Here is an 11,707-nt window from a genome sequence, read left to right on the forward strand (position 1 = left end):
TTTTTCCTTTTCTTCCCCAGTTCACGGGGGAATTGAGGGGTTTTTATAATTAATGTAAAAGGTCTAATGTTTGACCTATCTTTTAACAGTTATCAGTTTCATTACTGCGTTTAAATACCTCACCATATACCTGATAACTGTTCACTGATTCAATCCCTATTTTTTCACGAAAATTGTCAACAAAACTGGACCAAATAAATAGTGATGACTGACACATTCCAGACCAACATTGTGACCAAGTTTTTCACGCTGCTTTTGGTTATAAAATCTCACTCCACCAGGAGTTAGAGGTATCACCTGAGATTTTGTCTGAATTTTAACAGTACTATCAACTAAGTAAAAGTATCCACCTTTTTTCAGTACTCTTGCAACTTCTGTCAAAACTTTTTCAGGTTGTAAATAATGTAAAAAACTAAAAGTATTGAAAACGGCATCAAATTGGCTATCTGCAAACGCAAGAGATTCGGCTTTGCCTTCAACATATATTAGACGAGGATGATGACGATTGTTTTGTCTTGCTACTCGTAGCATCTGAGGCGATAAATCCAATCCAGTAGCAGACATATCAAGAAACTGATTTGCTAGACGGTCAAGCAAGCGTCCAGTACCACAGCCAAGGTCAAGTATATTTGAATGAGGTGGTAAGTTAACGTAATCTAGTAGTCGTTTATGGATAGCTTGGTAAAATACTGAAGGAAATAACCAGTCGTAACTTAGCGCCCAAATATCAAAAAATAGCTTTTTGTTAATGAGATAATTATTAGTCATTATTTAACTTAAGTCAGAAACTATCTGACTACTTTTAGTAAGATAGTTTCTATTGTAGTTTTTTCCTTCATTTTTTTTCTAGAATAGCCTCCACTTGCATCAATAATTCATCAATATTGATGGGTTTGTGAAGAAATCCATCTACACGTAGTTGCTGCTGATCGAATGTTGGTAATTCGTCATAGGCGGTCACTATCATGATTGCAACAGAAGGCTGGTTTTGTCGAATCCATTTCGCTACCTCGTAACCATCTAATTCAGGCATCATTAAATCCAACAATACTAAGCTTGGTGGATTGGCTTCAATTTTAGCAATTGCTGTATATCCACAAGAAGCAATGTCAACTTGATAGCCTTCAGACTCTAGTATTGTTGCTAGTAGCAAAGAATTATCGATGACATCATCAACAACAAGAATTTGCTTTTTATTCAAATTTTCTTCCGTAACCAAACAACTCATACAACAAGAGATTTATTAAATGTGTCATTTTATAAGAAGAGACTCCAAAAATTAGGCTCTTCCAAAAGAAAACGGTTTTTATTCTATATTTCCTCTTACTTTGGTGTTATCTGCCTCTTACTGTAGGCATAATATAAAAATATCTAAAGAAATATTAAAAATAATAAGAAAAATAATACATGATTAATAGAAAACTCTACTTAGTTGAGGTAGAGGTTATTGATGTAAGTTAAATTACTTTTGATTTGTAGTACAAATTAACTGTTATTGGAGAAATCTAAAAACTGAAAAAATGCGATCGCCTGGGTATCCTAGTGTAACTTATAGCAATTTTCTACTAACTTTTACTACAGGTGGAACCTGACTAATTTTGTGTAATAGTTAGAATAGAGGTATTTGAGTTTGATACGGGCATCCTAGTAGTGTGAAGGTCTCTACATATTTTCCCTAGTAAAGATAGCAGCGAATATTTCAAGTATTTTCACAATATTAATTTGAGTTGCAAAATCTGTTGATTGCTCAGCAAATACTGAATTACACAAGTATAATATTCCGTCATACAAAACCTCAAGTTTGTGTGCATATACGTATTTGCACACTTTACCTAACTACATAAATCAAAAGCCCATCACTATGAAAAATAGAAAAACAATCCCTAAAAAAAGTGTATTTAGGGGACTGTTTGCATTTAGAACCCGAATTTTCTTTTTAGTCTTCGTTTTCATTATTAGTTTTTTTGGCATTCTGCTATCAAATTGGTTGCTGGCAAGTCAGCCAACCTTAGCCAGAATTAGTCTTTTACAAGCTGCACCCACTCAGCCGCTTGGCTATTACGACTACTTCGGTAAACTCCTGAGTCCCCAAGATGCGGCAAAGTTAGTACAAGAAAAGCAACTTGATCCGAGTGACCCTATTTCTTATCAAAAAATAGGCGCAGTCGAAATTACACAAGAATTAATTGACAAAGGCGAAGATATATTTTTTAACAGGAAAATAGGCGATGACTTTGGTTTGCAAGATGTGTTTGGTTTTAGAAGGGGCTTAATTCGCATTTTGCCAGAATTAACTACAGCGATCGCTCAATTAGGCGGACAGGCGACAAACAACTTACAAATTACCCTGCAAAAAGACATAACACTGGGTAGTCGGACATTTCCTCAAGGAACTGTGATCAACACAGGTTTAAAAGTGGAAAGAGGAACACTTTTTCCTTTGGGAATCAAACAAAACGGCGATATTAGCTGTGCAGCCTGCCACGCAGTTGTTTCTGGTCAAGGTAAACGCTTAGCTGGAGTACCCAATGGTGAACTTGCGATACCTCTATTAGTTGCTTTAGCACCAAATTCAGCCGCCGGATTTGCCAGGTTAAACTTTAATCCTCTAGACCCACAGTACCAAGGTAAAGGTAAAACTATTATTGATAGTCAAGGTAATTTGGTTACATTACCCGACCCTGATAAATTTGAACAAGCCTTCGACGATGCTGTATTAGATGTGCCTTTTGGTCACTTCGAGAGTTCCCCAGATGGCATCGACAATACTACCCAAATTCCCAGTGTCTTCACTTTTCAGACACATCCTTATTTAGCTGATGGACAGTTTGCTGTTGGGCCGTTTGCTGGACTCAGCGCTATTAACAATGCAGTCCACTCTTCAGAAATTAACCTGTTAGCAGCTGCCCAACTAAGTCAAAAAACTCTTGGTATTGACTCAGAAGTCTACATTGGCACATTTCTCCAGAATGCTGCTGACCCACGTCTGCGTTTACCACCAGGACAACCAGTGAAACCTTCAGAGTGGCTGCGACAGGTTGCACCAGATGTTATCCAAGCAGAGTTAGAAGATCAAATCCCTGCACCTGGAACAGGTACTTATCCCAACTTAAGTCCTAGTTTGTTTACATACAACGGTTTGGTTTTCAGTCCCGACACTAATAAGTCAGATGATATCGCCAGTGGTAATTTCTTATTTGCCAGCAATGCGATGTCAGCTTTCCAAAATAATTTATTGCCACCTGCTAACCGCACTCGCGAAAATTGGCAAGCACTAAAAAGCGGTTCTGTTGTGCGGGGGGCAAAAATATTTCAGGAAGCCGGATGTGCAACTTGTCACATTCCACCTTTCTTTACCGATAACAAAATTCATCCAGTTAGTGAAATTGGTACTAACCCTGAACGTGGTAAATCTCGCCTGAAACTCAATGATTTGTTAGTGCCACCAAAAATATACAGCTTCGATACACCTGTGCCTGTACCTGCCAATGCTACAGTTCTGGATGTACCAACAGAAGGCATTTCTGTTAACCCGACAACTTTACCTACAGGTATATTGCCAGAGGGAGGTTATAAAACTACTTCCTTACGGGGTCTTTACTTCAGCGCCCCATATTTGCACGATGGTGGTGCAGCAGTCAGGGTTGGAAGTTTGCAAGTTAACTCAGATGGCAACTTTAATGTAGTTGACCCCACAGGCTTGGGATTAACTGGTACTCTCAGTCAAAGCATACCCGCCGATCCTGCTAGCAGCTTGCGCGCCTTGCTAGATGAGGAACTCCGCACCCAAGTTATAGCAGCCAACCAAGCTAACCCTGCTTTGGTGAGGAGTAATCTTGATGGTACTGGTCATGAATTTTATGTGGGTCGTGAGAAGCAAACTGACTTGATTAACTTCTTGTTAGCACTGGATGATGACCCTAGTCGATTTTAGGTTGGGGTGGTTTGCACCGGACATTGCAACTATAGCCATCCTACATACATCATTTGTGAAAAACAAGATCCGCGACTTTTCTAAAAAGTCGCGGATCTGAGCGATCTGATGAGCATCTCAATTTTGCCAAAATATATAGGATTGTGACAAAAACTCTTTATAAACGTCTTTCCTTTGTGTTCTTTGTGTCCTTTGCGGTTCTTCCCCATCTAGAACAGAAAACTCTGTTAATTCTGGATGTTTGAAAAAATCTTCAACTGTTGAGTCTATATAAGGTGCTAGTAATTTATGCCTTTCCTCGACAGGAAGCCTAGCAATTTCTTGCAAAGATAATTGTTTTTCTTGGATTTATTGATGAAACAGTAGCATCTGATGCTTTGTTGGTTACTTGCTTTAGCTGTCGTGATTTTTGCACGAGAAATTCTACAAAATCTAGTACTTCCTGTTGTTTTTCATAAGGGAGTATCCGCAGATTATCTAATACTGCTTGTTCAATATTCATACTTCCTCCTATTGTATTAACGTCTGAAATCTCTCATTTTCTCGAATAGCATCAAAATCAGAGTCGGTTTTTGCCATTTCTCGACATTCGGGATTAAGAATAATTGCTTTTTGCAAGTTTGCAATTGCTTGTTCAATATTTCTTTGTAGTGCATAACAACAAGCTTTGTTGTACCAAGCTTCGTGGTCGTCAACTTTAATTGCAACGGCTTTGTTGTAGGATGCGATCGCATCTTCGTATTCTTTTGCTGAATACAGCAAGTTTATCTAAAGTTTGTTGACTATCAAAAATTTCGTTTTCTATTGATAATTCCGGTGTGATTTGTCGAATTCGCTTGTAAATCACTTCTTTAAATTTTTGCAATCCTGGCTCGTAAATATCTCCTTCGAGATTATAAAGGGTTAAATGCTGGCGAAGAAAGTTTGTAGTAAGGACTTTAGTCCTTATTTTTTCAGCACTAAATACAAACCCTGAATTAAATCTTGACAACTACTGGGTAAAGCTAACCCAGCAAGAATTTTAATTCGTGTTCAACGAAGCTTTAATACTCGCGAATGAAGTTTTAATACTCGTTTATTTATTTCAAAGACTCAATGACGGAGTTATATTACTCATTTATTGAGTTCAAAGACTCGCCGACGCAGTTCTAATACTCGTTCATCTGTTTCCAAGACTCATCGACGCAGTTGTGATACTCGTTCATTCTAGTTCAAAGACTCGCCGACGCAGTTCTAATACTCGTTCATCTGTTTCCAAGACTCATCGACGCAGTTGTGATACTCGTTTACTGATAAATTAAGAGCCAGAGGCTCTAATTCTCGTTAGCAAGTTGAACCTGGTAACGAGGCTTTGGAGACTCTGTTGCAAAATATCTAATTTCTACTCCCCTCTCCTTACCAAGGAGAGGGGCTGGGGGTGAGGTTCCGCCACCGCTTCACTGCTACTTGCAACTCCTGTGACAACCAACTATCAAACTGCGGATAAACTGGCAACCTCGGCACTAACTCCCACCCCACAGGCTGTAAAATTTCTCTTAGCTCCTGCTCTTGCATATGAGGATAATCAGGATTAACTTCATCTACAGGGCCAATTCCACCTAAATCTCTCGCGCCAGCTGCTAAACATGTGAGTAACCACTTCTCATCTTTAACTAAATTCGGTGGAATTTGAATAGTAATATCTGACGGTAAAATTTGACGTGCTTTAAAAATGACTTCTGGTAGCTGATTCGGGTCAAAGGGTGGCGCATCAAAGCTTTGCTGATTTCCAGGACTGTGGGGTTGCAGAATCACTTCTTGAATGTGATGATAACGCTGATGCAAATTGGCTATTGCTTCCAAAGTTTCCCACCAATCATTTTCCGTTTCTCCAATTCCCAACAATAAACCTGTTGTAAACGGAATTTTTAATTCTCCAGCCCATTCTAATTGTTGCAGCCTGAGAGCTGGTAATTTACTCGGTGCATGTTTATGTACAGTTTTCAGTAATTCTGGGGTTAACTGTTCTAACATCAACCCCATAGAAACGTTTACCTGCTTGAGTTTTTGCATTTCCGCAAAACTCAACGGCCCAGCATTTGTATGCGGCAAAAAACCCATTGTCAAGGCTAATTCACACAAATCATAAATGTGTTCAAACCATTCTAAACGTCGTGAGGATTGGGGGTGAACTTCGCCACTAAGTATGAGAATTTCACAGACATTTTGAGTTTGAAGTTGTTGCAAAATATTTGCTGCCGCTGCTATCCTTAGCCAAGGACTTTTACCCGGGTCTGTACGAAAATTACAATAGGCACAGCGATTAAAACATTCATAAGTAGGAACAATAGTGTAAGCAGGACTGTAGGTAATTATGTTCATATGTATTTGGCAGTGCGTGATAGCAAAGCCATAACGCACCCTACTTAAGATTTACTGACTGTATCTATCTGTGTGCATCTGTGTGCATCGGTGGTCGAATTTAAAACATAAATTTTGTCACAGTTTCAATTCACATTAGATATAACTCATAATTTCCCACACTATACCAAATACATCATTTCCTGTTGCTTCGCATATATATTTTTCAGATGCTTTTTAACAGTATTGATAGTAATATACAGCCTATCTGCTATTTCTCTGTAAGTAAAATTAGCTCGGCGTAACATCCAAACCTGTGCTTCACGTTCAGTTAGACCATACTTTTTCGCATCAGCGATCGCTATACTGTGGCTAGTTTGCTGACAATCTTCCAAAGTTAATAACAAAAACCTCTGATTGCTTCTATTCCAGTCTAACCATCTAGCTCTAACACGTAATTTTACTTGATTCTTAGCATCTATTTCTATAGATACATTCCCCTTTGGAAATAATTTGCGACCTTCAATCATAGACTCACAAAAACACCAAATTTCATCTGGAATAATATTTTTATTTTGGGTGTTTTGTCTCAACTGGTGACAAATATCAAGAGCGTATTCATTAGCATAAATTAATTGGCGTTGAGTTGTAAGTATTAAAACTCCATCGACAAAACTATCAAGAACAGCTTGCATTAAATAAATTTGTAAGGCTGGTTGGAATTTATCTATGGAAGAATTGTCTACTTTAATATACTGGAATTTACTAGATGCAATGTTATGATTTTGTTCATTACTACTCATAAACATAATCAATCTCCCTGTAGGCTCAGCCCAAAAACAAAAAATTCAACTGTAAACAAACAATTCCGATGCTTAGCTGAATTTTGATGGGGGAGATGATGTATCTGCAATGACTGAGTTGTAAGCACCCCAAAAGGGATGTAAGGAAACTTTGTAGCTACTAGTTAACGGAATCAAACTGAAGTAGGGTGAAGTTTTTCTAAAACTAACGTGTGTAGCCCATTAACCGCGAAATAATAAGGATAGCTGTGTCTAGTTAGCTTTTTGAGAAGCATTAGCCACGAGTTCTGATGTTTTGTAGTTAGTTGTGTTGCCAAGCTTGAGAGAAGTTTGCTAAAGAGTTTTGTTATATGAATCCTGCCAACATCGACGAGTGGTTCCCGATTGAACAACAGCGCAAATATGTATCGCAGGTAAAAGGGCGAGTAGGGATAACGCGTCGTCGGGCAGAGTGCTTCGTTAAATTATGGGCTTACTTATTCCTAAAACAGCAGCAAGAATTAGGTAAGCAGTTACAGCTACCTTTAACTGAATTATCTTTACCAGAAGACTTTGTTGCTTGTACTCATCGCGAAGCCCATGAACTCTTTTATAGTCAGCAAGAACGAGGAAGCGATCGCGCGGCGGGTATGATGATTGATAAACTCGTAGCCTTGGGATTAATTGAGAAAGAGTTTGACGGTAACACTACTTGTATTCGTATTAAGTACTTATCGCCTAATCTTTACAATTCTGAAAATACTCAAAAATCAATAGATTTTGTACCTGATAACTTCAATCCCCGCACCGATGCCATCCCCGTTGCCAGTTTTTTGGCTCAGAATTACAACTGGATGAACAAAAAAACTACAGCTGTCCCCCAGAGAATAGCTAGAATACTGCGTGGTTGGGCAGCCCAATATCCAACATCTATGAGAGTATTACGTTGCTGCGAAACTCAAGATCCAGTTGGTTTTTATGTTGTATATCCTACAGCTAAAGAATCTGAAGAAAAATTCTTTCTCCCCCCTAGCAGAAGTCTTCATCTCAGTGCTGCTACAGAAACCGATCCCATCAAAATGGCAACACCAGGGGATAAGGATTGTACTTCTGTGTTTATCCGTAGCTTCCAACTAGATTTGTCCCACCAGCAACATCATCTTTTGTGTCAATTATTAAAAGATGTCCAAAAAACTCTGATCCAGATGCAAGCGGATTTTCCAAATCTTTGCGACATGTATACACTCGCCATCCATCCAACTTCAGAAAACTTAGCAACAATAGTGGGCTTTCGCAAAACAAGTCCAGATCCACAATTATCTCTCTACTGGATGTATCTAGCATTAGATAAATTCTTGGCTCTTGATATTGAACAAGCAGTGTCATTCGATTTTAGATTTTAGATTTTGGATTTTGGATTGGTTCCACGCATAAATCTGGATATGAATTAGGGGTAAATATCATACCAGAAGTAGATATTTCTGAAAAGTCTTTACAAACCGCAATACACACTTTAAGATATGTAACAAGGGTAGAAAAACTACCTGAACATCATAAGTAACATCTTCGCAATCATAAGAACAATGACAGCAACTTTACAACGCGCCCAAAGCGCTAACGTATGGGAGCGGTTCTGCAACTGGATCACCAGCACCAACAACCGTCTATACATCGGTTGGTTCGGGGTATTGATGATCCCGACGCTGCTAGCCGCAACCACCTGCTTCATCATCGCCTTCATCGCCGCACCTCCTGTAGACATCGATGGAATCCGTGAGCCAGTAGCAGGTTCGTTACTATACGGCAACAACATCATCTCTGGTGCAGTAGTACCTTCTTCTAACGCCATCGGTTTACACTTCTACCCAATTTGGGAAGCAGCATCCTTAGATGAGTGGTTGTACAACGGTGGTCCTTACCAGTTGGTAATTTTCCACTTCTTAATCGGCGTATTCTGCTACATGGGTCGTGAGTGGGAATTGTCCTACCGCTTAGGGATGCGTCCTTGGATTGCCGTAGCATACTCTGCACCTGTAGCAGCAGCAAGCGCAGTCTTCTTGATCTACCCCTTGGGTCAAGGTTCCTTCTCTGACGGTATGCCCTTGGGTATCTCGGGAACCTTCAACTTCATGTTGGTGTTCCAAGCCGAACACAACATCTTAATGCACCCCTTCCACCAGTTAGGTGTAGCAGGTGTATTCGGTGGAAGTTTGTTCAGTGCAATGCACGGTTCTCTGGTTACATCTTCCTTAGTTCGTGAAACAACCGAAACCGAATCTCAAAACTACGGTTACAAGTTCGGTCAAGAGGAAGAAACCTACAACATCGTAGCTGCTCACGGTTACTTCGGAAGGCTTATCTTCCAATACGCTTCCTTCAACAACTCTCGCAGCTTGCACTTCTTCTTGGCTGCTTGGCCTGTAGTCGGAATCTGGTTCACTGCGCTGGGTATCAGCACAATGGCGTTCAATCTGAATGGTTTCAACTTCAACCAGTCAGTGATTGACTCTCAAGGTCGCGTCATTAACACCTGGGCAGACATCATCAACCGCGCTAACCTGGGTATGGAAGTTATGCACGAGCGTAACGCTCACAACTTCCCCCTCGACTTGGCTGCTGCTGAATCTGCTCCTGTCGCTCTAACCGCTCCTGCGATCAACGGTTAATATCAAGTAGTCTTTCAGATAGATAAAAAATCTCCCTCCACTTTGGAGGGGGCTTTTGTTTTAAACGCAGAGGGACACAGAGTAAACGCAAACGCGGAGTTTTTCTACAGAGAATTCGCTATTAATTGATGAAACGCTCTATCTCCGTGTGCATCGGTGTTTATCTGTGTTCATCTGTGTTCGATTTATAAAAAAATTATTTTGTCACCACTTCAACCCAGATATAAAATTACTGGGTCTTATTTCCATCTTACGCAATGCTCAGGCACTACATTAACAGGGAAACAAGACCCAGTATAAAGTTGATGTATTACTCTAAGCGATCGCAGTAGGGATTTTAGCGTCTACTACGATTTGGTACTAAGCTCATGTAATCAAGCTCAGCCGCACGAATATTTTGAGCGTAGTTGCCCTTAGCATTAATTGAGGCTGCCATATCGGCGTACTTCCGTGGATCACCTTCTGCCAGTCGCCGTTCTTGGAACTTGCGGCTGTAGAATTTCTCTAGGGTAAAGCGCCAATCTGTGGAAACAGTACCAGCACTTTCTTGGAAATCTTCGCCGTAGCGAGGTGTTACCAAGTTGTAGGGACGATCTACCAAACGCTTACGTTGGTAGGGTACGGTATTATCACCAAATGCTTCGGTGTACTCATCGCTATCTAATAAGGCATCAATGAAACCGCCAAAACCTTTAGTTGCGATCACAATAGACCAAGCAATTTCTTCTTCTTTGTTGTAAGCAGAACGACCTAAAAAGCGCTTGAGGCAAATGTCTACAAGACGGTAGTTATTGTTAACTGAAACAACTAAGCGGTAGAAAGCTTCAGACTTCGCCAAACCACGAATGAAGTCGCGTACAGTCAATGAGCCGTTTTTCAGTTGAGATTCGATGTGCTTTTGGCGGTTGAACTTAAGAATCTCGTGTTCGCTGAAAACTTGGCGATAAGCTGCCCAAATGATGTCTTGCATGTCAGAAAAAGAACTGACATCTTCTAGGCGGTAAATATACGGTGTATCTTCGTTTAGGTCAGCCTTTCCAAAGCTTTTGACTCGATGATTTTGGCTGCTGGGTTTGTATTCAAGTAATGGCAGTGCCATTTGCAATTTTCCCCTTTAATTATTAAGAGATTAAACAGAGCTTGCTGTTGAAAACTGAATGAGGTTTGATTGATTTAATCAATCCTCTTTCATTGTTTAGTTAAGTTTCTGCATTTTGTTAAAAAGCAGAACTGTTTACAAACCAGTTTAGTATGAGCAAGAAAGCGATTATTCCAGACAGGCCGATAATGACGGCTGATATTGTCCTCCAATCCACTTGCTTGGGGTATGGCGATGAAGCCAAAAACCCATACCATTCAGTATGATGTATCCAACTGGTCTGAACAATACCCGCGCGATCGCGATAATCTTCTCCGTAACGCGGGGTAAAGCTGAATGGTCTATCTGTTGACATTCGTTTGCGTTGATAGGGTACGCTATAATCACCAAAAGCCTCGGTGTACTCTTCACTATCAATTAAGGCATCTACGAATCCTGACCAACCGCAAGTAGCGATTTGAATAGACCAAGCAATTTCTTCTTCTTGATTGTAGGGAGCGCGACCCAACAATCGCTTTAAACAGATTTCTACCAGCCGATAGTTATTATTAGCTGCGACTACTAGCTGATAAAATCGTCCAGATTTTGCCAAACCACGAATAAAATCACGTACCGTAATTGAGCGATTTTTTAGTTGTGTTTCTAAAGCAATCTGACGATTAAATTGTAGGATTTCCTGTTCGTTAAAGACTTGACGATAGGCTGCCCAAATCAGTTCTGCAATTTCACCACTAGAATTTGTATCTTCAAGACGGTAGATATAAGGACTATCTTCATTTAAATCTGCCGTTCCAAAACTACAAACTCGTTGATTTTGAGTAGTGGGTTTGTAGGTATGTATAGGTAGTGCCATCTTTCCATTCACCTTTTACATAACTTGCCACAT

The 11,707-nt window shown here is 40.0% G+C and carries 11 protein-coding genes; 3 read left to right on the plus strand and 8 right to left on the minus strand.

The window, feature by feature from the left end; genetic code table 11:
* Window positions 1-156: 156 nt before the first annotated feature.
* On the minus strand, window positions 157-768 hold the full coding sequence (locus RS893_RS26880; protein ID WP_315788649.1) for a class I SAM-dependent methyltransferase: 612 nt from the start codon (window positions 766-768) through the stop codon (window positions 157-159).
* 67 nt (window positions 769-835) lie between these two features.
* Complete coding sequence (locus RS893_RS26885; RefSeq protein WP_315788650.1) at window positions 836-1,228, minus strand: response regulator; 393 nt, start codon at window positions 1,226-1,228, stop codon at window positions 836-838.
* 633 nt (window positions 1,229-1,861) lie between these two features.
* Here RS893_RS26885 and RS893_RS26890 point away from each other — a divergent pair.
* Window positions 1,862-3,934, plus strand: coding sequence for a di-heme oxidoredictase family protein (locus RS893_RS26890; RefSeq protein WP_315788651.1), 2,073 nt, complete (start codon window positions 1,862-1,864; stop codon window positions 3,932-3,934).
* Window positions 3,935-4,244: 310 nt separating this feature from the next.
* On the opposite strand, the gene RS893_RS26895 is transcribed toward RS893_RS26890, so the two are convergent.
* The 4 genes from RS893_RS26895 to RS893_RS26910 form a co-directional block, all read right to left on the minus strand.
* Entirely contained in the window at window positions 4,245-4,436 is a 192-nt protein-coding gene (locus RS893_RS26895; protein ID WP_315788652.1) for a DUF2281 domain-containing protein, read from the minus strand.
* An 8-nt stretch (window positions 4,437-4,444) separates the two neighbouring features.
* Entirely contained in the window at window positions 4,445-4,696 is a 252-nt protein-coding gene (locus tag RS893_RS26900) for a TPR end-of-group domain-containing protein (protein ID WP_315788653.1), read from the minus strand.
* A gap of 633 nt (window positions 4,697-5,329) precedes the next feature.
* A complete protein-coding gene (gene cofG / locus RS893_RS26905; protein WP_315788654.1) occupies window positions 5,330-6,295 on the minus strand; it encodes a 7,8-didemethyl-8-hydroxy-5-deazariboflavin synthase subunit CofG in 966 nt (321 codons plus the stop codon).
* 161 nt (window positions 6,296-6,456) lie between these two features.
* Window positions 6,457-7,077, minus strand: a complete 621-nt coding sequence (locus RS893_RS26910; protein WP_315788655.1) for a helix-turn-helix transcriptional regulator — start codon at window positions 7,075-7,077, stop codon at window positions 6,457-6,459.
* 350 nt (window positions 7,078-7,427) lie between these two features.
* Here RS893_RS26910 and RS893_RS26915 point away from each other — a divergent pair, with 350 nt between their 5' ends.
* Both RS893_RS26915 and psbA read left to right on the plus strand, forming a co-directional pair.
* On the plus strand, window positions 7,428-8,459 hold the full coding sequence (locus tag RS893_RS26915; RefSeq protein ID WP_315788656.1) for a hypothetical protein: 1,032 nt from the start codon (window positions 7,428-7,430) through the stop codon (window positions 8,457-8,459).
* Between the two features lie 180 nt (window positions 8,460-8,639).
* Window positions 8,640-9,722 carry a photosystem II q(b) protein gene (psbA, locus tag RS893_RS26920; protein ID WP_315788657.1) on the plus strand — a complete coding sequence of 361 codons (1,083 nt, stop codon included), beginning with the start codon at window positions 8,640-8,642 and terminating at the stop codon, window positions 9,720-9,722.
* Between the two features lie 337 nt (window positions 9,723-10,059).
* On the opposite strand, the gene RS893_RS26925 is transcribed toward psbA, so the two are convergent.
* Both RS893_RS26925 and RS893_RS26930 read right to left on the minus strand, forming a co-directional pair.
* A complete protein-coding gene (locus RS893_RS26925; protein ID WP_315788658.1) occupies window positions 10,060-10,821 on the minus strand; it encodes a phycobilisome rod-core linker polypeptide in 762 nt (253 codons plus the stop codon).
* Window positions 10,822-10,939: 118 nt separating this feature from the next.
* Window positions 10,940-11,674: a phycobilisome rod-core linker polypeptide gene (locus tag RS893_RS26930; protein WP_315788659.1), complete on the minus strand. Its 735-nt coding sequence runs from the start codon at window positions 11,672-11,674 to the stop codon at window positions 10,940-10,942.
* Window positions 11,675-11,707 lie beyond the last annotated feature (33 nt).

Source organism: Fischerella sp. JS2 (assembly GCF_032393985.1).
Classification (GTDB): domain Bacteria; phylum Cyanobacteriota; class Cyanobacteriia; order Cyanobacteriales; family Nostocaceae; genus Fischerella.